Raw genomic sequence first — 20,598 nt, 5'->3', positions numbered from 1 at the left:
GAGAAATAGATGCCGCAATGGAGGAGAGCTTTTAAAGCTAAAGGAGAGCCTAAAGCCTGAGCGGCGAAGCTTCCCGGCCGGGATGAGCGCGGCCGGGAAAGGGATCAGTAGCGGGAGGGCATGCCTTCGGGGCGGGTTTTGAAGCGACGATGGAGCCACATATACTGTTCCGGGGCCATCATGATGCACTGCTCAACGATCTTGTTCATCCACGCGGCGGTGGTTTCCGCGTCGTCCAGCGGCGGGGAACACTCTGGCGGCAGGATAATCAGTTCATAACCTTTACCGTCCGGTTTGCGGCGCGGGACGAAGGGCACGATGCAGGCTTTGGACATTTTCGCCAGCATCCAGGTGCCGGAGGTGGTCGCCGCCTGGTCGACCGCAAACAGTGGGGCAAAGACGCTGGCGGTCGGGCCGTAATCGTGATCCGGTGCGTACCACACCACTTCGCCTTTTTTCAGTGCCCGGATCATGCCTTTCAGATCCTTACGGTCAATCATATCCTTGTTGGAGCGCAAGCGGCCCCAGGTCTGCAGCCAGTCGATCACCGGGTTGTCGTTGGGGCGATAGACGCCAATCCCCGGCTCGTTCATACCGAACATCCGCGCTCCCATCTCGAGAGTGAGGAAATGAATACCGATCAGCAGAATGCCGCGCTGCTGCGCCTGCACATCGCGAATATGCTCAAAGCCGATGGTGTCGGTCCAGCGGGCGATACGGCGAACCGGCCAGAACCAGGCCATACCGGTCTCCATCAGCCCCATGCCCACCGATTCAAAGTTCATCACCACCATTCGGTGGCGTTCCTGCTCGCTTTTCTCGGGGAAGCAGAGCTCAAGATTGCGATAGGCGATTTTCGCCCGGCGCTTCATAAAGCGCATGGCCAGACGGCCGATGGCGTTCCCGAGGCGGTAGATCAGCGGGTAGGGCAGTTGGACAACCAGCCACAGCAGGCCGATACCCAGCCACAGCAGCCAATAGCGCGGATGCAACAGCGCCGGAGAAAATTTAGGCAAATGAGTCATTTCATACCCGTATCAGTGAGCAACGTCTTATATTATCGCATTTTTTTACCGGCCAGCCAAAGGCGGCGACAGTCAGCTCGTTTTGTTAAGCGGGGCGCGACCGGGTGAGAGAAATGTAGCGTAAAATGTAGGGATGTAAATTAATTAGCTTTGCTATATCATGCCCGCCGTTTATTTCCTCATTTCTATGTCGAGCAGGTACACCATGCCAGTGTTACACAACCGCATTTCAAATGAGACGTTAAAGGCGCAAATGCTGGCTGAGACCGAGCCGCGCACGACGATCTCATTCTATAAATATTTCACCATTGTCGACCCGCAGGCGACCCGTGATGCGCTGTGGGTTGCCTTAACCCAGCTGAAGGTCTTTGGCCGCATCTATCTGGCCCGGGAAGGGATCAACGCGCAAATCAGCGTGCCGCAAAGCAACGTTGAGGCTCTGCGTGAGTTTCTCTATGGCTTCGATCCGGCGCTGGCGGGGCTGCGTTTCAATATCGCCGTGGAGGACGATGGTAAGTCTTTCTGGGTGCTGCGCCTGAAAGTTCGCGATCGTATCGTCGCCGACGGCATCGACGATCCCTCGTTTGACGCCTCCAATGTGGGGGAGTATCTCAAGGCGGCGGAAGTCAACGCGATGCTTGACGATCCGGATGCCGTGTTTATCGATATGCGCAACCACTATGAATATGAGGTGGGCCATTTCGAAAACGCGCTGGAGATCCCGGCGGATACCTTCCGCGACCAGCTGCCGAAAGCAGTGGAAATGATGCAGGACCATAAAGACAAGAAAATTGTCATGTATTGCACCGGCGGCATTCGCTGTGAAAAAGCCAGCGCCTGGATGAAGCATAACGGCTTCAATAAGGTCTGGCACATCGAGGGTGGCATCATCGAGTACGCCCGTCGCGCCCGCGAGCAGGGGCTGCCGGTGCGCTTCATTGGTAAAAACTTTGTCTTTGATGAGCGGATGGGCGAGCGGATCTCCAATGACGTTATCGCGCACTGTCATCAGTGCGGCGCGCCGTGCGACACCCATACTAACTGCCTGAACGATGGCTGCCATCTGCTGTTTATCCAGTGCCCGAGCTGCGCCGAGAAGTTTGCCGGCTGCTGTAGCGAAGCCTGCATGGAAGAGCATAAGCTACCGGAAGAGGAGCAGCGTAAGCTGCGCGCCGGGCGTGAAAACGGCAACAAAATCTTTAATAAATCCCGTGGCCGGCTGAATACCAAACTCGGGATCCTCGACCCGGAGCCGTCAGAAAAACCATAACCAGACGAGATCGATGATCGCCAGCAGCAGCCAGAGCGCCAGGTAGATCATAAAATGCTCGCGCACGTTGTTGACCAGCATATTAAACAGGCGACGCATAACCGCTCTCAATCACTAACGGCCTCAGCAGAGGCCGTTTCTTTACCCAACGGCAAAAGTGCCGCATTCCATTACGCGTTAAAGCGCGCCAGAGAAAAGGGGGCCAGATTGAAGCTCGATGCTTCGCCCTGAGCAAACTGACTGGCAATTTCGCCCAGCACCGGCGCAAACTTAAAGCCGTGGCCGCTCAGCCCGGTGATCAGCAGCGTGTCTGGCCTGCCTGGCAACGTATCGATAATAAAGTCCTCATCGACGGTATTGTCGTAGGTACAGGAGGCGCCGTGCAGGCAGCCGCCGATGCCAGGCAGGACGTTACGCAAAAACGGGAAGGATTCGGAACCATCGCTGGCGACAGCGCCAAACGCTACCCGTTCCTGCGGGGTGGAGATCGGCTGGCCGCCGTTATGCTTGCCAATTTTCAGTTCATTATCTTCCGCCGGGAAACCGTAATATTGATCGCCATTGGGCAACTCGCCGGTGAAGGCCGGGAAGTGATTCTTGCTGCTGTAACGGCCATCGGCCTGGTACCAGGCGAACACCTTGCGTACCGGCTGGATAGGGAGGTCCGGAAGCAGGCGGGTGACCCAGGTGCCGGCGCTGACCAGCAGCTTTTTACCATGATATTCACCGTCGAGGGTATCGATGGTGATCCCGTCAGCATGGTGATGAATAGCCGAGACCGGACAGTTGAATAGCTGCGCGCAGCCTGCTTCCCGCGCCAGACGGATCCAGGTTTCGACGGCCAGTTCGCTGCGCAGTACGCCGGAAGCGGGTTCGAAAATCGCCCGATAGTCATCGGGGAGGCGTATCTCCGGCCAGCGCTGCATCACGGCCTGGGCATCCAGCTCTTCCACCTCAAGCTGGAACGCACGGGCGCTGGCGGCGACGTTGGCGAGAAAAGCGGAGCTGGCGGGGCCGAGGTTAATGACGCCGGTGCGTTCAAACACGGCTTCGCCACTGATCTCTGCCAGTTCATCCCATAGCTGCTGGGCACGCAGCACCAGCGGAACATATTTCTCACCTTCGCCATAGGCGTGACGGATAAGACGGCTGCTGCCGTGATGGCTGCCTTCCTGGTGGGGAGGTTGATGGGCATCGGTCATCAGAACATTGAGTCCGGCACGGCGCGCATAATAGCCAGCGGCGGCGCCGACGGAGCCGCTGCCAATAATGATAAGATCGTATTGCATGGTGAGTTCCGGGTAATTGCCTTGTTAGCAGGGTAATTAACTCCCTGTGCTTATACAAGCCCGAAAATAATTCAGGCACCCGCAGGTGCCTGTTAAGTTTAATGTTAAGTCATTCGCAAGCCGCGTTAATGTCGGCGATACTCGTTTTCCTGGTATTCGCCAGATTCAATCTTCGCAATGCCTGCTTCCAGGATTGAAATAAACTGACGTGCGACGTCCGTCGTTAGCCATAGCGTCTGGCCGATCTCAGCATCATTACTGTTTTCTTGAGTGGGGTTCTGGTAGTGCAGGCGCAACATCAGCGCATCGTAGCTATCAACGGTGCTGATGTCCCATCCAACGAGGGGATGGGTCTGAATGACTTCATTATTTTTTTCCATCATAACCCCTTATTCATATGTTAAAAGACAACAATTCTCGAGGTTTAATGCATATTTTTTGAAGCAAGTTAATTATATCAGGGATCAAGAATAAACTCGAGAAATTAAATGAAAGGCAGCATGATTTTCTTCTTTTGCCGCTTTTTTACTCAAGATAAGCGCGTAAAATGGCCACTTTAGTCGATATTGAGCAGAATAATCAGGACTATTCTGAACAGAAGAGGGGATAAAAAAAGCCGGGGCGACCCGGCAAAAAAAGCACAATGAGGGAGCAAACCAGAGTAACTGGATCCCGCCATGCTTCAGGAGAGATCGTGGACAAACCAGTCGTCCGCGCTTTCCCATGTTTCCTGCAGGATTTCGCTTATCCGGTCTTTGTCTTCTTTCAGGGCGCCAAACACCGAGAGCTGATTACCGGTGGCGTAGCGGACGCTCACCTGGCTATCGATGGCCGGGAATTGCTCGGCGATACGGCGAGAGAGTTCGTTATTCAGCGCTTCCAGCGCGCCGTTAGGTAAGGCGGTCGTTTTGGCGATAGACACTTCAATGCGCATAATTGCCCCCTGCGTTCGATACTGGTTATTTATACAGTATCCGGTTAGCGTTGACAACAGGGGGCTGCGTTTTTATTTCTTCACGGTCCAGCGAACGGTTTCACCCGCCAGGAAGGGCACCAGGGTGTCATTAGGCAGGGCAATGCTGTCCACAACGGTCGTCTCTTCACGCACCAGTTCAACGTAGCTCTCATTGACCGGCAGACCGTAGAAGCGCGGGCCGTTCAGCGAGCAGAAAGCCTCAAAGTGCTGCAGAGCGTTCATTTCTTCAAACACCGTGGCGTAGCTGCCGAGGGCGGTCGGGGCGTTAAAGCAGCCGGCGCAGCCACAGCTGGCTTCCTTACGGTGGCGGGCGTGCGGCGCGGAGTCGGTGCCGAGGAAGGCGCGGCTGAAGCCGCTGGCGACCAGCTCCCGCAGAGCCTGCTGATGAATATTGCGTTTAAGTACCGGCAGACAGTACAGGTGAGGGCGAATGCCGCCCACCAGCATATGGTTGCGGTTGAACATCAGATGCTGCGGGGTGATGGTAGCAGCCAGCAGTTCATTACCGTCACGCACGTACTCAGCGGCGTCTTTGGTGGTGATATGTTCAAAAACCACTTTCAGGCCGGGCAGGCGCTGGCGCAGGGGCTCCATCACCGTCTCAATAAAGCGCGCTTCGCGATCGAAAATATCAATCTCGGCGTGAGTGACTTCGCCGTGAACGAGCAACGGCATCCCCAGTTTTTCCATCCGCTCCAGCACTGGCATAATGGCGTCGGTGCTGGTGACGCCGTGGCTGGAGTTAGTGGTGGCATTGGCCGGGTAGAGCTTGGCGGCGGTGAAAACCCCTTCGTTAAAGCCGCGTTCCAGCTCCGCTGGGTCGAGGGAGTCTGTCAGATAGCAGGTCATCAGCGGGGTAAAATCATGCCCGGCCGGCACGGCGTCCATAATGCGCTGGCGGTAAGCGATAGCCGCCGCGACGGTGGTGACAGGCGGCACCAGATTCGGCATCACGATCGCCCGGCCATAAAACTCACTGGTATAAGGCACAACGGTTTTCAGCATATCGTCATCGCGCAGATGGATATGCCAGTCGTCTGGGCGGCGGATTTTCAATACCTGGGATTGTGCTGTCATGGAAGGCTCCGGCTAATAGGTTCAGTCATCAGGGCTGTTTTTTGCCGGGCACTAAGGATAAGCGTAAACGTTTTCCTTTGCACTCATTTCCGTAAAAAATTCAGGGCGCCGTAGCGCCCTGGAGATTAATTGGTAAAGGGGATGACAATCTCGCCTGGCTTCACCTCTATACCTTTGGCGTATTTCTTCGCCAGCGCTTCGCCGGTGCTGGCGTCCTCACGCAGGACATAAGCCGGCTGCTGGCTGAAGTAGCTGCGCAGAGACTGATTTAGGTAGGGGAGCAGGGCCTGAATAACCGACTGCAGCTTCTCCGGCGCCACTTTGGCATCGACCACTTCCATTTCCTGCAGGAAGATGGCGCCTTTCTCTCGGTCAAAGGTTGGCAGCGCTTTGAGCTTCAGATCGATCGTCGCTTTCTGCGTACCGAACAGGGAGTTAAGATCGACGTTGGCGATCCCGCTCAGGGTGACTTTGCCCGGCTCCTCGCGCCCGATAGCGCTGGTCAGGTTCTGCAGTTCGATATGGGCGTCGGCAACGCCTTTCAGACCAATATCTTTGGCGAAATGGTTTCGCTTCTGCAGGGCCTGGTTAATCTCCTGCTCGCTTACCGTGTATTGGGTCAGCTGATTACAGCCGCTCAGCAGGCCGCTGACAATTAGCGCGGCGGCGATCAATATCTTTTTCATGGGGTTCCTCAAGCTCATACCTTCCTTCATCCTGACACAAAGCATCATGACCTGTCAGCACCCATCGCGCCAGCAGAATAGGCTGAAAGCAGGAGAAACCGCCGCCGCGCGCATCAGGTGCGCGGCTCCAGCATACCGGAGGCAGAGCGTTTCGGGCTGAATTGCCACCATAGCGCCAGGAAGGTGATAACCCCGATGGCGCCGAGCATCAGCCACGGCAGTTCGGGCTGGCCGACGGCTTTCCCGGCATCAAACAGCCAGCCGCCGCCCGCGTAACCCAGCGCGCCGCCGAAGGCGAGCCCCAGACGGCTGAAACCCATATAGCTGCCACGCGCCCGGGCGTCCGCCAGCGAAGCGCCCAGCGTCTCGCGGGCGGGTTCGGCAATGATAGAGCCGATGTAAAACAGGCAAATCAGGGTAAACAGCTGCTGTAAACTGCTGGTCATCCCGATGGGGAGCATGGCCAGGGTCATCACCAGCAGACCGGCCATCAGCCGGTGCTCAAGGCGGAAGCGTTTTTCGCTCCAACGGGCAATAGGATAGAGCAGGGTGAGCGAAATGGTGGCTTCGATGGCGTACATCCATTTCACGGCGGCCGGCGAGCCGGCGATGTCATTCACCATGATCGGCAGCATCAGCATCACCTGCACCGCCAGCATATAATAGCCGGTCAGCGTCAGGACATAGGTGACGAAGCGTTTGTCCCGCAGCACCCGGCCCAGACCCTCGCGAATCGGCGTTTTCACCGTCGAGAGCTTCCATGCCGGCAGATACCAGGCGTTAAACGCGGCGCAGGCGATAAACAGCGCGGCGCCGGCGCTGCACACCAGGCGAAAATCATACTGCAGCAGCCAGCTGCCCAGCAGCGCGCCAATCACCGCGCCGGCGCTATCCTGCATCATCAGGATGGAGAAAAAGCGGCCGCGCTGATGCGGACGCACCAGCTTAACCACCAGCGCCGCCCGCGGCGGATCGAACAGTGTACCGCCGAGTCCGGAGAGTATGCACGAGAACCACAGCACCCACGGCTCATGGGCGACGGCCATCGCCGCGAAACCGCCTGCACGCATCAGCATACCGGTGACGATCATCGGTTTCGCGCCGAAGCGGTCGGCGATGGCACCGCCAAAGATGCCTAATCCCTGCTGTACCAGCTGGCGCAGGCCGAGCGCAATGCCGACCATCAGCGCTGCCCAGCCCATCTGATCGACAAAGCGGATGGAAATCAGCGGAAAAACGACAAAAAAGCCCAGCACGACCAGCATGTTATCGACTAACAGGAAATATTTACCCAGGCTCCTTGCCTGCGAGACGCGGGACATTTCCCCTCCAGGGAAAAATAGAGATAAGCGAGGATATTCTGCGGGCAATCTGCTGCTTTTCCCAGCACCCTTGCGACAATATTTTTTTATCAAAAAGCAAGATCGATTGAGCCTATTCATCGAAAAGAGGAGATGGCGCAGAAAATGGTATGTTGCTGTTTTCACACTATCGTGCAGGAAAGGTATAGTGATGAAAGCAAGAGTGAAGTCAGGGGGACTGAAAAAGGAAATGTTTGGCTATCGCAGTAACGTGCCGAAGGTGCGTTTGACGACGGACCGGCTGGTGGTGCGCCTGGTTCACGATCGTGACGCCTGGCGTCTGGCCGATTATTACGCCGAAAATAAAGCGTTCTTAAAACCCTGGGAGCCGGTTCGTGACGACAGCCACTGCTATCCCTCCGGATGGCAGGCGCGTCTGTCGATGATCGCTGAGTTTCATAAGCAGGGGTCAGCTTTTTATTTCGCGCTGCTCGATCCTGAGGAAAAAGAGATCATCGGTGTGGCGAATTTCTCCAACGTGGTGCGCGGATCTTTCCATGCCTGTTATCTTGGCTATTCCATTGGCGAGAAGTGGCAGGGGCAGGGGCTGATGTTTGAAGCGCTGACGTCGGCGATTCGCTATATGCAGCGCACGCAGCATATTCATCGCATTATGGCCAACTACATGCCGCATAATCAGCGCAGCGGCGCGCTGCTGGCGCGGTTGGGGTTTGAAAAAGAGGGTTACGCCAAAGATTATCTGCTGATTGACGGGCAGTGGCGTGACCATGTACTGACGGCGCTAACGACGCCGGACTGGTCTGCGGGACGTTAAGGAGAGAGGATGAAATATCAGTTAACTGCGCATGAAGCGCGCGTCATTGGCTGCCTGCTGGAAAAGCAGGTCACCACCCCCGAGCAGTATCCGCTGTCGGTAAATGCCGTGGTGACCGCCTGCAATCAGAAAACCAACCGCGAGCCAGTGATGTCGCTGAGCGAAAGCGAGGTCCAGGCCCTGTTGGATACGCTGGTGAAACGGCACTATCTGCGCACGGTCAGCGGATTCGGTAATCGCGTCACCAAGTATGAACAGCGCTTTTGCAACTCCGAATTTGGCGATCTGAAGCTTAGCGCCGGCGAGGTTGCGGTGGTCACGACGCTGCTGCTGCGCGGTGCTCAGACGCCGGGCGAACTACGCAGTCGGGCGCAGCGGATGTATGAGTTCAGCGATATGGCGGAAGTGGAAAGCGTGCTGGAAGGGCTGGCGACGCGCGAAGATGGCCCCTTCGTCGCCCGGCTGCCCCGGGAGCCGGGAAAACGGGAAAGCCGCTATATGCATCTGTTTTGCGACGATATGGACACGCTGATCACCACAGTGGAAGCTCTCGCGCCGCTGGACGATGACGGCGATCTGCGCGCCAGGGTTGAAGCGCTGGAGGGCGAGGTGGCGGAGCTGAAAGCGCGCCTCGATTCGCTGTTACACCATCTGGGAGACTAAAACGTGGGGACAAGATTGCGCATTGGGGTGGTCGGCTTAGGCAGCATTGCGCAGAAAGCGTGGCTGCCGGTGCTGGGGGCGGCGGAAAGCTGGACGCTGCAGGCGGCCTGGTCGCCGGGTAAAGAGAAGGCGCTACGGATCTGCGAAACCTGGCGGATGCCATACGCTGATTCCCTCGATGCCCTGGCGGCACAGTGCGATGCGGTCTTTGTCCATACCTCGACGGCTTCACATTATGAAGTAGTGAATCACTTACTGAATGCCGGGGTTCATGTTTGTGTGGATAAACCATTGGCGGACAAGCTGAGTGAGGCGGAGACGCTGGTCGAGCTGGCGGCGCGACGTCGACTGACGTTGATGGTCGGTTTCAATCGCCGCTTCGCGCCGCTCTATCGGGAGCTGAAGGGGCGGCTGGGCGAGGCGGCCTCGCTGCGGATGGATAAACACCGTAGCGATAGCGTCGGCAACGATCTGCGCTTTACGCTGCTTGATGACTATCTGCATGTGGTGGATACCGCGCTATGGCTGGCCGACGGTCAGGCACGTCTGCGCGGCGGCGCGCTGAAGATCACCCCGCAGGGCGAAATGCTCTATGCCGAACATCAGTTCAGTTCGCCCCGGCTGCAGGTCACCACCAGCATGCATCGTCGCGCAGGCAGCCAGCGCGAGTGGGTGCAGGCGGTCACGGATGGCGGGCTATATGCCGTCAGCGAGATGCGCGAATGGCAGGAGGAGTGCGGTCATGGCGTGGTCCAGCGCCCGGTTGCCGGCTGGCAAACCACCCTTGAGCAGCGCGGCTTTGTCGGCTGCGCGCGCCATTTTATCGAATGCGTGCAAAATCAGACAGTTCCTGAAACTGCAGGCGAACAGGCGCTGCTGGCTCAGCGGATCGTTGAGAAACTGTGGCGCGACGCCATTAGCGAATAATCCATTGTAACAACTGACAGTAGTAATTCATGTTGAACCCGGTAGACTATCGCCACTTTCCAGCGCCCGCATTTGCGGGCGTTTTACTCCAGGGTTTGGAATAACAGCGTAATGAACCTTTTAAAATCACTGGCGGCAGTCAGTTCGATGACCATGTTTTCGCGCGTGCTGGGCTTTGCCCGCGATGCGATTGTGGCGCGTATTTTTGGCGCCGGGATGGCGACCGATGCCTTTTTTGTCGCCTTCAAACTGCCTAACCTGCTGCGGCGTATTTTTGCCGAAGGCGCCTTCTCACAGGCGTTTGTGCCGATCCTTGCCGAATATAAAAGCAAGCAGGGCGAAGATGCCACCCGCGTGTTTGTCTCATACGTCTCCGGGCTGCTGACCCTGGCCCTGGCTATCGTTACCGTTATCGGGATGCTGGCGGCGCCGTGGGTAATCACCATTACTGCGCCCGGCTTTGCCGATACCGCCGATAAGTTTGCGCTAACCACCCAGCTGCTGCGTATTACCTTTCCCTATATTTTGCTGATCTCCCTGGCTTCGCTGGTGGGGGCGATCCTCAATACCTGGAACCGCTTCTCGGTGCCGGCCTTTGCGCCGACGTTCCTCAACGTCAGTATGATTGGTTTTGCGCTGTTTGCCGCGCCGTATTTCCATCCGCCGGTGCTGGCGCTGGCCTGGGCGGTGACGGTCGGCGGCGTGCTGCAGCTGGCTTACCAGCTGCCGCATCTGAAGAAGATTGGCATGCTGGTCCTGCCGCGAATTAATCTGAAAGATGCCGGCGCGATGCGGGTGGTGAAGCAGATGGGGCCGGCGATCCTTGGCGTGTCGGTAAGCCAGATCTCCCTTATCATCAATACCATTTTCGCCTCATTCCTCGTGTCGGGCTCGGTGTCGTGGATGTATTATGCCGACCGCCTGATGGAGTTTCCCTCCGGCGTGCTGGGCGTGGCGCTCGGCACTATCCTGCTGCCATCGCTGTCAAAAAGCTTCGCCAGCGGTAACCATGACGAGTATTGTCGGCTGATGGACTGGGGACTGCGTCTCTGTTTTCTGCTGGCGCTGCCGAGCGCGGTGGCGCTGGGGATCCTCGCCAAACCGCTAACCGTGGCTCTGTTCCAGTACGGCAAATTCAGCGCCTTTGACGCGGCGATGACCCAGCGCGCGCTGGTGGCTTATTCCGTAGGGCTGATGGGCCTTATCGTGGTGAAAGTGCTGGCGCCGGGCTTCTATTCCCGTCAGGACATCAAGACCCCGGTCAAGATTGCTATTATCACCCTGATTATGACCCAGGTAATGAACCTGGCGTTTATCGGCCCGCTGAAGCATGCGGGTCTGTCGCTGTCCATCGGCCTGGCGGCCTGCCTGAACGCCGCGCTGCTCTACTGGCAGCTGCGTAAACAGAAAATTTTCACCCCGCAGCCAGGCTGGTTGGCCTTCCTGCTGCGTCTGATTATTGCAGTGCTGGTTATGGCCGCGGCGCTGCTGGGCGTCATGCATCTCATGCCTGAGTGGTCGCTGGGGACGATGCCGTTCCGTCTGATGCGTTTGCTGGCGGTGGTTATCGCCGGGATGGTAGCCTATTTCGCCACGCTGCTGGTGCTGGGCTTCCGCGTGAAAGAGTTTGTCCGTCGCACGGCGTAGGCGTAAGCAGTTGTGTGGGTAGAAAAACCCCGCTTCGCCGCAGGCGAAGCGGGGTTTTTTTATGATGCGCTGCGTTCGGCAGCGAGGATGCGGGCATTCTCCAGCAGACGGATCGCCAGGGCTAGCGCGCCAGTGATCACTGCCAGCGTGACCACTCCGTTCCAGCCGGCCAGCACGTACAGCTTACTGCCCAGCACCGACCCCAGCGACATCCCGATAAACACCACGGTGAACAGCAGGGCGTTGAGGCGGCCGCGGGCCTGTGGCTCAAGGCCATATACCAGGTTCTGATGCGCCACCAGGCTTGACTGCAGGCCAAGGTCAAAGCCAATCGCCGACAGGGCAATCAGCGCCAACTGAGCGTGCACTGGCAGCAGCGGCAGCATAAACATCAGGGCAAAGGAGAGGGTGACCAGCGCCGCACCCATCTGTGTCACCTTACCGGCGCCAAATTTATCGGCCAGACCGCCGGCAAGCGGCGCGGCCAGCGCCCCGGCGGCCCCGGCGATACCGAAACCGCCCGCTACTGCGCTGCCCATGTGATAGTGTTCGGAGAGCATCACCGCCAGCGTCGACCAGAAGGCGCTAAAAGCGATGGAGAGCGCGCCCTGAGCTAGCGCGGCGCGGCGTAATGCCGGGTAACGCTGCCACAGATGCGCCATCGAGGCCATCAGCTGCGGATAGCTCAGCGTCGAGTGCACAGCGAAGCGCGGCAGGACGCGCCACATTACCAGGCCAATCAGCGCGACGCTGACCGCCGCCGCCTGATACATCACCCGCCAGCCGAATACGGCGCCCACCACGCCGCTGACCGTCCGGGAGAGCAGGATCCCCAGCAGCAGCCCGGTCATCACCGTGCCCACCATTTTTCCCTGCTTGCCCGCCGGGGCGAGGATCGCCGCCGCCGGGACGATATCCTGCGCCATGGTCGCCGCCATACCGATCAGCAGACTGACCACCAGCAGTGAGCTGAGCTGGCCGGTGAGGCTGCACAGGAGCAGCAGGAGCGCCAGCAGCGCGCTTTTCACCAGGATCAGCCGGCGGCGATCGTGGCGGTCGCCGAGCGGGAGCAGGAACAGAATGCCGAGCGCATAACCCGCCTGCGTCAGGGTAGGGACCAGACCCATACCTTCTACAGTCAGGTGGAGATTGGCGCCCATCAACGGCAGCAGCGGCTGCGCGTAGTAAATAGAGGCGACGCTAAAGCCGGCGCCGAGTGCGAGAATGAAGATAATCCAGCCTGCGTCGCGGGTGGAAAGTGAAGTCGGTGTCATGTTCAATGCCTCATAGATGCGATGGGGCTATTTTTCCCTGAACGCGACTGGCGCGGTAGCCGGGCTGGTGGTAAAACGGTTATACGTAGCACGTATAGGCAAAAGGAAAATGAAAAGACAAGAGCGTATAGACCGCATTGAGCTGATGCGCACCTATATCCGCATCGTAGAGGCCGGATCGCTCTCCGCCGCCGCAGGGCAGATGGACACTACCCAGGCGACCGTCAGCCGCCGCCTGCAGTCCCTTGAAGGGCTGCTGGGGGTTAAGCTGATCCTGCGCACCACCCATGCGATGAAGCTCACTGACGATGGCGAACGCTGTTATCGTCACGCCCGTCAGGTGGTGGACGCCTGGCTGGCGCTGGAGGATGACCTGCGTATTGCCGACGATCGGCCGGTGGGCGTTCTGCGAGTGCGGGCGCCCCACGCGTTTGGCCAGCAGCAGCTGCTGGCGCCGCTGGTGGCATTTCTACAGCGCCATCCGCAGCTGTCGGTGGAGTGGATGCTAAACGATAATACCGTCGACTTCCTCAGCGATAATATCGACTGCGCTATTCGCGTGGGGGCGGAGGTGGATCCAGCAACGGTATCCGTACTGCTGGCGGAAGTGCCGCGCTGCGTAGTGGCTTCTCCTGAGCTTCTGGCGAAGTATCCGCCGTTAACCTCGCTGGAGGCGTTATCGGGCCTGCCATGGATCGCCATTAATACCTTTTATCAGCATGAGGTACGGCTCAGGCATCAGGCAAGCGGGCAGATTGTCTCTACAGCGATTACTCCCTGTCTGAGCACTGACAGTCTTTACGTCGCGCGCAACACCGCGCTGGCGGGGCTGGGGGTGGCGATGGTGTCCAGCTGGACGGTCGTGGAGGATATTGCCGCCGGACGGCTGATTGAGCTGTTCCCGCAGTGGCGACCCGCCTCGCTGCCGGTTCATCTGGTTTATCCCTGGGCGCGCTATTACCCGACACGCCTGCGTAAGTTCCTCGACCTGATGCGGGAGATCATGCCGGATCTCGCCGGGATGCAGCGTCCGCAAAGCGCATAAAAAAACCGGCCAAAGGCCGGTTTTTTTATTAAGCACGCTTACTCGACGGGCTGTGGGCGAGTCGGTTCAGCGGTGGCTTTATGGGTCGCGCTATGACCACCGGCGGCGCCTTTACCTTCAAAGGCGAACGGCGGGCGCACCCAGGTGCTGTGACGCGGTGCTTCCGGGACATAGTCCGGAGCTGGCGCACGGGTCATTGGCGCGGTGGCATGGCGATGACCCGCCACTACGACCGGCTTGCTCACCGGGGGCTCGGCTTTGACCGGTTCGGCAGGGGCCGCTTCGGTCACTGGCGCTTGCTCCACGGTTTCTGCGACCGGGGCGATAGTTTCCACTGGCGCTGCAACGACAGGCGTCGTTTCCACCGCTTCAGGTTCTACCACCACCGGCTCGGCGTCGAGCGTCACTGGCGCGATAGCCTGAGGCGCTTCGACAGCCGGTGCTTCGGTGACCGGCTCCTGAGGCGCTGGCTCGACGGCTGCTGGCGCGACAACTTCCGCAGCATCAACGACCAGCGGCTCGGCGGCCGCTACCGGCTCGACGACTACCGGCTCAGCGGTTACTGGTTCCATGGTAGCCGGCTCGACGGTGACCGGCGCAGCGGTAACGGTTTCAACGACGGCAACCGGGGCCGCTACTGCCTCGACAGTTTTCGCGACGCTGGCGTCCTGAACCTGAACCTCTTCCGGCTGCTGATCCTGCGGACGAACCACCGGGTAGCGGATCCAGACTTTACCGGAAGCCATCTCCGGCGATGCGCAGGCTACGGTCAGCGGCATAGGCGACTGGGTCGGATAGCGTTCGTCACGATAGCGACGACGACGCTGACCGCTGACGCGCAGGTGACGCGGGGAGCGACGTGAGCGACGCGGCATACCGTTCGCTTCACGGGATTCGCCATTTTCGTCCTGGTCCGCCACGCTCTCCACCCCTGCCGGCAGCTCGGCTTTCACCGGCTCGCTGTGCGGAGCGATAACTTCAGCCACTACGGCTTCTGGCACGATCTCGGCAACTGGCTCGACGACAGCGGACTCAACGCGCACTTTCTGTGCCAGCTGGCGCGGTTTACGACGCGGCAGAGTTTGTACACGCTCTTCCTGCTCCGTCTCCTGCACAACCGGCTCTTCGCGAGTCTGCGCTTTGGCTTCCTGCTGCGCCTGACGTTTGTCGTCATTGCGGCGGCGGGTGCGTTCGCGGCGCGGCTGCTGCTCGTCACGGGATTTCGCTTTCTCCGCGTCGTCGCCTGAGGTTTGGCGAACATCACGGGCTTCCACGTTCTGCGACGGCTTCTCGCGACGGTTGCGACGATTCTCTTCACGCGATTCGCGCGGTTCACGGCCCTCGGCATTGTCCGCACGGGTGTCGCGATTGTCACGGTTATCGCGGTTGTCACGATTGTCGCGGTTATCACGGCGGTCGTTGCGGTCGCGGCGGTTGTTGGCGCGCGGTTTACGACGCTCCTGCTGACGCTCCGGTTTTTCTTCCGCTTTCTTCTCGATCTGAACTTCAGCCGGTTTGGCCTCTTCGGCGCCAGAGAAGATATTCTTCAGCGCGCTGAAGAAGCGTGAGAGCAGGCCAGGCTGCGCCGGTGCGGCGGCCGCGACCGGTGCCGCTGCGGCGACAGGCGCGGCGGTAGGTTCTTCGAGCATCGGGGCTGGCGGCGCATCTGGCATGACAAAAGCGGCCAGGGCCGGCTGTTCCGGACGTTTCCGCTCCGCCGGCTCATCGTCGCCTGGCAGCGCCATCTCTTCTTCATGCAGCTTCGGCAGCAGATAGCTCAGCGTTGGGGTTTCTTCACCTTTGCGCACGCGCAGGACGGAGTAGTGCGGCGTTTGCATTTCGTCGTTTGGCACGATAATAACGCGCACATCGCCCTGACGGGATTCGATAGCGCTCACTGCGGCACGTTTTTCGTTCAGCAGATAGGAGGCGATCGGTACCGGAACAATGGCGTGGACTTCTTTGGTATTCTCTTTCAGCGCTTCTTCTTCGATCAGACGCAGAATAGAGAGCGACAGCGATTCGTTATCACGCACGGTGCCGGTGCCGGAGCAGCGCGGGCAGACGTGGTGGCTGGACTCGCCCAGCGACGGGCTCAGGCGCTGACGGGACATCTCCAGCAGGCCGAAGCGCGAAATATGGCTGATCTGAATGCGCGCCCGGTCCTGACGGACGGCTTCGCGCAGACGATTCTCCACGGCGCGCTGGTGGCGAACCGGGGTCATATCGATGAAGTCGATAACGATCAGGCCGCCGAGGTCGCGCAGACGCAGCTGGCGGGCAATTTCGTCAGCCGCTTCGAGGTTGGTATTGAAGGCTGTCTCTTCGATATCGCCGCCGCGGGTGGCGCGGGCGGAGTTGATATCGATCGCGGTCAGCGCTTCGGTGCTATCGATAACGATAGACCCGCCGGAAGGCAGGCGCACTTCGCGCTGGAAGGCGGACTCAATTTGCGATTCGATCTGATAATGGCTGAACAGCGGGATTTCACCGGTGTACAGTTTTATTTTGCTGCTGAAATCCGGACGACCCAGCGCGGCGATATGCTGGCGCGCCAGCTCAAGCACTTTCGGGTTATCGATCAGGATTTCGCCGATGTCCTGGCGCAGGTAGTCACGGAAGGCGCGGACAATGACGTTGCTTTCCTGGTGGATCAGGAACGGCGCCGGACGGCTTTCCGCGGCTTTCTGAATCGCTTCCCAGTGCTTCAGGCGGAAGCTCAGGTCCCACTGCAGGGCTTCGGCGGATTTGCCGACGCCAGCGGTGCGAACGATCAGGCCCATGCCGTCCGGAAGCTCCAGGCTCGCCAGCGCTTCTTTCAGTTCGGTACGGTCGTCGCCCTCGATACGGCGGGAAATTCCCCCGGCGCGCGGGTTGTTCGGCATCAGTACCAGATAGCTGCCCGCCAGGCTGATAAAGGTGGTGAGCGCAGCGCCTTTGTTGCCGCGTTCTTCTTTATCAATCTGCACGATAACTTCCTGACCTTCCCGCAGTACGTCTTTGATATTAGGACGACCATGCGCATTGTAGTTGGCGGGGAAGTATTCGCGGGCGATTTCTTTGAGGGGGAGGAAACCATGACGCTCGGCGCCGTAATCAACAAACGCGGCTTCAAGGCTGGGTTCAATGCGGGTGATTTTGCCTTTGTAGATGTTCGCTTTTTTCTGTTCGTGCCCGGGGCTTTCGATATCCAGGTCGTACAGGCGCTGCCCATCAACAAGGGCGACGCGCAACTCTTCCTGCTGAGTTGCGTTGATTAACATTCTTTTCATCGTAACTTACTCATTATTCTTACATTGACGACTAAGCTGCGGGCAGAGTAATGCCTTTCCGGGGGAAAACCGATGGCCTCGTGTCTGGTTCACGTCGCCAACCTCACGGTTGTCGCGCGCTTAAGAGGCGCAGAGTGTCGGTCGCCTGTGTTTCAAACGGAAACACAGCGCAATTATTCAGGGGAACAGCCTGGGATGTATCACCAGAGAATATTCCATTTATACTCGTCGTCTTTCGCGTTGCAGGCATGGTGGCTTAACCTGCTCACCTCGATCTGGCGATCCAGATGAGCTCCCGGGAGTCCCGGAGTTGACGCCTTCCTGCGACTTGAAATCCATAGAGCCTGTACCGGTAAGGACTGCAACCCGCAGCCCGCTAACTGTCTGAAAGATCACAACGTCTTACGCCATTGCTGCGTGGGCGATCGGTCAGACAAAATTGGTCATTCCGCTAATGTCTTGTTCTAACAAGATGCAATACGGAAAACGGTCTCATTATTCCATTGCTAACCTTGTTATAGCAAGTTGACTTTCACCTTTTATCACCCGGTTACTCACAGTTTTATCACCTGCCCATACAGATTGTTCTAATAACAAACAAAATGGCGGTCAGGTAAACCGTGAAAACAGGATAATGATAAATATAAGCATATAAAAATGAGTGGCGCTAATGCGTCCGGCTATTTAGAATCGCGCACCATGAAAACTGAGACCCCAACCGTAAAAATGGTTGCCATTGCTGCTGATGAAGCGGGGCAACGTATCGACAACTTTTTGCGTACGCAATTGAAAGGCGTACCGAAGAGCATGATTTATCGCATCCTGCGTAAAGGCGAGGTGCGGGTAAACAAAAAGCGCGTGAAGCCGGAGTATAAGCTGGAAGCGGGCGATGAAGTCCGTATCCCGCCGGTGCGCGTGGCGGAGCGTGAAGAAGAGGCGGTATCGCCGCACCTGCAGAAAGTGGCCGCGCTCTCTGAGGTGATCCTCTATGAAGACGATCATATTCTGGTGCTCAATAAGCCTTCTGGTACCGCGGTACATGGCGGCAGCGGCCTGAGCTTCGGCGTGATTGAAGGGCTGCGCGCCCTGCACCCGGAGGCGCGTTTCCTTGAGCTGGTGCATCGTCTCGACCGGGATACCTCCGGCGTGCTGCTGGTGGCGAAAAAGCGCTCAGCGCTGCGTTCGCTGCACGAGCAACTGCGCGATAAAGGCATGCAGAAAGATTATCTGGCGCTGGTGCGCGGCCAGTGGCAGTCGCATACCAAAGTGGTCCAGGCCCCGCTGTTGAAGAATATTCTGCAGAGCGGGGAGCGCATCGTTCGCGTGAGTCAGGAAGGCAAGCCGTCGGAGACGCGCTTTAAAGTGGAAGAGCGTTACGAATTCGCCACGCTGGTGCGCTGCAGCCCGGTCACCGGCCGCACGCATCAGATCCGCGTTCATACCCAGTATGCCGGCCATCCTATCGCTTTTGACGACCGCTATGGCGACCGCGAGTTCGACAAGCAGCTGTCCGCTACCGGCTTAAACCGCCTGTTCCTGCACGCGGCGGCGCTGAAGTTTACCCACCCGGGGAGCGGGGAGGTGATGCGCGTTGAGGCGCCGCTGGACAACCAGCTGAAGCACTGTTTACAGGTGCTACGGAAGAGCAAATAAGCGCAACGGCGGAATCAGTTCCGCCGTTTTTTTTGCCTCAGCCTAACAGCGGGTTGTAGTTTTCACGGCGCAACATCTGACAGAGCGCGATTAAGGGTAAACCGACCAGGGTGTTCGGGTCGCGGCCTTCCAGCCGTTCGAACAGCGTAATGCCCAATCCTTCGCTCTTGAAACTCCCGGCGCACTGCAGCGGGTTCTCTTTGCGCACATAGCCTTCTATCTCTTTATCACTGAGATGGCGAAAGTGAACGTCAAAGGGTTCGCATTCGGTTTGCAGATGGCCGCTGGCAGAGTTGTACAGCGCCAGTCCGGTATAAAAGGTAATGATTGACCCGCTGGCCTTTCTTAACTGCCTGCGGGCATTTTCCTCGGTGTGCGGTTTGCCGGTGATTTCACCGTCCAGTACGCAAACCTGATCGGAGCCTATAATAAGGTGATTAGGGAAGCGTGTGGCCAGACTTTGCGCTTTGGCCTGCGCCAGTCGGGTGACAAGCTGACGTGCGGATTCATCAGGCCGGGGCGTTTCGTCGACGTCAGGCGCGGCACATTCAAACGGTAAACCCAGTTTTTCCAGCAGCATGCGCCGCCAGGGAGAGGTTGACGCGAGGATAAGATCAGACATATTTTTTCATCCACATATAGCGCTTCGCAGAGCATCATCTTAAACTATGCGCCGCAATGTGTGCGAATAAATGGCAAAAGGCAACCTGAGGCTGCCTTTTTCTTTGACTCTATGACATTACAAAGTTAATATGCGCGCCCTATGCAAAAGGTAAAATTACCCCTGACTCTTGATCCGGTACGCACGGCTCAAAAACGCCTTGATTACGAAGGCATCTATGCCCGCGATCAGGTTGAACGTGTAACCGATTCTGTAGTCAGCGTGGACAGCGATGTGGAATGCAGCATGTCGTTCGCTATCGATAACCAGCGTCTCGCCGTTATTACTGGCGATGCAAAGGTAACGGTAACTCTCGAATGCCAGCGTTGCGGGAAACCGTTCTCCCATCACGTCCACACCACGTATTGTTTTAGCCCCGTCAGAAATGACGAACAGGCCGAAGCACTACCGGAAGCGTATGAGCCGATTGAGGTTAACGAATTCGGTGAAATCGACCTGCAGGCAATGGTCGAGGATGAAATTATCCTCTCCCTGCCCGTAGTTCCGGTGCATGATTCTGAACACTGTGAAGTGTCCGACGCGGACATGGTCTTTGGCGAACTGCCTGAAGAGGCACAAAAACCAAACCCATTTGCCGTATTAGCCAGCTTAAAGCGTAAGTAATTGAGGAGTAAGGTCCATGGCCGTACAACAGAATAAACCAACCCGTTCCAAACGTGGCATGCGTCGTTCCCATGACGCGCTGACCGCAGTCACCAGCCTGTCTGTAGACAAAACTTCTGGTGAGAAACACCTGCGTCACCACATCACTGCCGACGGTTTCTACCGCGGTCGCAAGGTTATCGCTAAGTAATCACGCGATACTCGCAGGATTTCCCGTTGCAGGCCATGGCGGGCGTGTGCGTCCCTGGAAACTCGGTTAACCCGGTCGCTGGGGGCATTTATGCCCGGATTGTTGCGTCTGCAGCGTGAATATTCGCGGGTGCCAGCGTGATGAAGCTTAGTGAGGACTCCCCGGGCAACTGGGGAATCACCG

The 20,598-nt window shown here is 58.1% G+C and carries 20 protein-coding genes; 9 read left to right on the top strand and 11 right to left on the bottom strand.

The window, feature by feature from the left end:
* Nucleotides 1-104: 104 nt before the first annotated feature.
* On the bottom strand, nucleotides 105-1,025 hold the full coding sequence (locus tag OHJ17_RS16075; RefSeq protein WP_004140735.1) for a Kdo(2)-lipid IV(A) acyltransferase: 921 nt from the start codon (nucleotides 1,023-1,025) through the stop codon (nucleotides 105-107).
* 205 nt (nucleotides 1,026-1,230) lie between these two features.
* Here OHJ17_RS16075 and OHJ17_RS16070 point away from each other — a divergent pair, with 205 nt between their 5' ends.
* Entirely contained in the window at nucleotides 1,231-2,295 is a 1,065-nt protein-coding gene (locus tag OHJ17_RS16070) for an oxygen-dependent tRNA uridine(34) hydroxylase TrhO (RefSeq protein WP_002898987.1), read from the top strand.
* Here the strand turns inward: OHJ17_RS16070 and OHJ17_RS16065 are convergent.
* The 7 genes from OHJ17_RS16065 to mdtH all read right to left on the bottom strand — a co-directional run bounded on the left by OHJ17_RS16065 (nucleotide 2,281) and on the right by mdtH (nucleotide 7,645).
* Nucleotides 2,281-2,394, bottom strand: coding sequence for a DUF2770 family protein (locus tag OHJ17_RS16065; protein WP_002898988.1), 114 nt, complete (start codon nucleotides 2,392-2,394; stop codon nucleotides 2,281-2,283). The genes OHJ17_RS16070 and OHJ17_RS16065 overlap by 15 nt on opposite strands.
* A gap of 71 nt (nucleotides 2,395-2,465) precedes the next feature.
* Nucleotides 2,466-3,584: an N-methyl-L-tryptophan oxidase gene (solA, locus tag OHJ17_RS16060; RefSeq protein ID WP_002898990.1), complete on the bottom strand. Its 1,119-nt coding sequence runs from the start codon at nucleotides 3,582-3,584 to the stop codon at nucleotides 2,466-2,468.
* Between the two features lie 125 nt (nucleotides 3,585-3,709).
* Nucleotides 3,710-3,964 carry a biofilm formation regulator BssS gene (bssS, locus tag OHJ17_RS16055; RefSeq protein WP_002898992.1) on the bottom strand — a complete coding sequence of 85 codons (255 nt, stop codon included), beginning with the start codon at nucleotides 3,962-3,964 and terminating at the stop codon, nucleotides 3,710-3,712.
* Nucleotides 3,965-4,266: 302 nt separating this feature from the next.
* Entirely contained in the window at nucleotides 4,267-4,518 is a 252-nt protein-coding gene (dinI, locus tag OHJ17_RS16050) for a DNA damage-inducible protein I (RefSeq protein WP_002898994.1), read from the bottom strand.
* Between the two features lie 72 nt (nucleotides 4,519-4,590).
* A complete protein-coding gene (pyrC, locus tag OHJ17_RS16045) occupies nucleotides 4,591-5,637 on the bottom strand; it encodes a dihydroorotase (RefSeq protein ID WP_004176586.1) in 1,047 nt (348 codons plus the stop codon).
* A 125-nt stretch (nucleotides 5,638-5,762) separates the two neighbouring features.
* Complete coding sequence (locus OHJ17_RS16040; protein WP_004150824.1) at nucleotides 5,763-6,323, bottom strand: lipoprotein; 561 nt, start codon at nucleotides 6,321-6,323, stop codon at nucleotides 5,763-5,765.
* A gap of 113 nt (nucleotides 6,324-6,436) precedes the next feature.
* Complete coding sequence (gene mdtH, locus OHJ17_RS16035) at nucleotides 6,437-7,645, bottom strand: multidrug efflux MFS transporter MdtH (RefSeq protein WP_002899096.1); 1,209 nt, start codon at nucleotides 7,643-7,645, stop codon at nucleotides 6,437-6,439.
* A 229-nt stretch (nucleotides 7,646-7,874) separates the two neighbouring features.
* Between mdtH and rimJ the strand changes: the two genes are divergently transcribed.
* The 4 genes from rimJ (at nucleotide 7,875) to murJ (ending at nucleotide 11,696) form a co-directional block, all read left to right on the top strand.
* Nucleotides 7,875-8,459: a ribosomal protein S5-alanine N-acetyltransferase gene (rimJ, locus tag OHJ17_RS16030; RefSeq protein WP_002899099.1), complete on the top strand. Its 585-nt coding sequence runs from the start codon at nucleotides 7,875-7,877 to the stop codon at nucleotides 8,457-8,459.
* A gap of 9 nt (nucleotides 8,460-8,468) precedes the next feature.
* Nucleotides 8,469-9,122, top strand: coding sequence for a YceH family protein (locus OHJ17_RS16025; RefSeq protein ID WP_004176583.1), 654 nt, complete (start codon nucleotides 8,469-8,471; stop codon nucleotides 9,120-9,122).
* A gap of 15 nt (nucleotides 9,123-9,137) precedes the next feature.
* Nucleotides 9,138-10,049: a Gfo/Idh/MocA family protein gene (locus tag OHJ17_RS16020; RefSeq protein ID WP_004140718.1), complete on the top strand. Its 912-nt coding sequence runs from the start codon at nucleotides 9,138-9,140 to the stop codon at nucleotides 10,047-10,049.
* Between the two features lie 111 nt (nucleotides 10,050-10,160).
* On the top strand, nucleotides 10,161-11,696 hold the full coding sequence (murJ, locus tag OHJ17_RS16015; RefSeq protein ID WP_032432882.1) for a murein biosynthesis integral membrane protein MurJ: 1,536 nt from the start codon (nucleotides 10,161-10,163) through the stop codon (nucleotides 11,694-11,696).
* 59 nt (nucleotides 11,697-11,755) lie between these two features.
* Here murJ and OHJ17_RS16010 read toward each other — a convergent pair whose 3' ends face one another.
* Entirely contained in the window at nucleotides 11,756-12,970 is a 1,215-nt protein-coding gene (locus OHJ17_RS16010; RefSeq protein ID WP_004176581.1) for an MFS transporter, read from the bottom strand.
* 16 nt (nucleotides 12,971-12,986) lie between these two features.
* Between OHJ17_RS16010 and OHJ17_RS16005 the strand changes: the two genes are divergently transcribed.
* Nucleotides 12,987-14,015 (top strand): LysR family transcriptional regulator, encoded by a 1,029-nt coding sequence (locus OHJ17_RS16005; protein WP_004218670.1) that lies wholly within the window; start codon nucleotides 12,987-12,989, stop codon nucleotides 14,013-14,015.
* 38 nt (nucleotides 14,016-14,053) lie between these two features.
* Here OHJ17_RS16005 and rne read toward each other — a convergent pair whose 3' ends face one another.
* Nucleotides 14,054-17,287 (bottom strand): ribonuclease E, encoded by a 3,234-nt coding sequence (rne, locus tag OHJ17_RS16000; protein ID WP_032432884.1) that lies wholly within the window; start codon nucleotides 17,285-17,287, stop codon nucleotides 14,054-14,056.
* A 699-nt stretch (nucleotides 17,288-17,986) separates the two neighbouring features.
* Between rne and rluC the strand changes: the two genes are divergently transcribed.
* The gene (gene rluC / locus OHJ17_RS15995) at nucleotides 17,987-18,940 is read left to right on the top strand and encodes a 23S rRNA pseudouridine(955/2504/2580) synthase RluC (protein ID WP_267302402.1); all 954 of its coding nucleotides are present in this window, start codon (nucleotides 17,987-17,989) and stop codon (nucleotides 18,938-18,940) included.
* Nucleotides 18,941-18,977: 37 nt separating this feature from the next.
* On the opposite strand, the gene OHJ17_RS15990 is transcribed toward rluC, so the two are convergent.
* Nucleotides 18,978-19,562: a Maf family protein gene (locus tag OHJ17_RS15990; RefSeq protein WP_002899273.1), complete on the bottom strand. Its 585-nt coding sequence runs from the start codon at nucleotides 19,560-19,562 to the stop codon at nucleotides 18,978-18,980.
* A 141-nt stretch (nucleotides 19,563-19,703) separates the two neighbouring features.
* Between OHJ17_RS15990 and yceD the strand changes: the two genes are divergently transcribed.
* Nucleotides 19,704-20,225: a 23S rRNA accumulation protein YceD gene (gene yceD, locus OHJ17_RS15985; protein ID WP_002899276.1), complete on the top strand. Its 522-nt coding sequence runs from the start codon at nucleotides 19,704-19,706 to the stop codon at nucleotides 20,223-20,225.
* A gap of 16 nt (nucleotides 20,226-20,241) precedes the next feature.
* Complete coding sequence (gene rpmF / locus OHJ17_RS15980) at nucleotides 20,242-20,415, top strand: 50S ribosomal protein L32 (protein ID WP_000290724.1); 174 nt, start codon at nucleotides 20,242-20,244, stop codon at nucleotides 20,413-20,415.
* Nucleotides 20,416-20,598: the final 183 nt, after the last annotated feature.

It is taken from the genome of Klebsiella sp. KP20-425-1, assembly GCF_025813515.1.
GTDB lineage: Bacteria > Pseudomonadota > Gammaproteobacteria > Enterobacterales > Enterobacteriaceae > Klebsiella > Klebsiella pneumoniae.
This window is presented reverse-complemented; position numbering and strand designations above follow the sequence as displayed.